Annotated in this window: 1 protein-coding gene; it reads left to right on the top strand. The window is 62.5% G+C overall.

Translation table 11 applies throughout. From position 1 onward, the window contains the following. Positions 1–259, top strand: a 259-nt coding sequence (locus tag Q4563_RS20765) for an ATP-binding cassette domain-containing protein (RefSeq protein ID WP_303605864.1), incomplete at both ends; no start/stop codon positions are given.

The raw sequence follows: 259 nt of genomic DNA, 5'->3' as shown, positions 1-259 counted from the left end.
CACCCGCACAGCGATGACGATATTCTGGCGGCATTGGCTCTGGTGCAGTTGGACGAGTGGGCCATGCAGCTGCCGCAGGGGCTGGATACCTGGCTTGGCGACGGTGAGTGGCAAGCATCGGGCGGTGAATGCAAACGGCTGGGGCTGGCACGACTGGTGTTGCAGCAGCCGCGGATTATTCTGCTGGATGAGCCGGGAGCCGGAATGGACGTTGATCTGGCCCAGCAGGTCTTTGCCAACCTGGCCGATCACTGGCAAC

The sequence above is a fragment of the Gilvimarinus sp. 1_MG-2023 genome (assembly GCF_030548285.1).
This window is presented reverse-complemented; position numbering and strand designations above follow the sequence as displayed.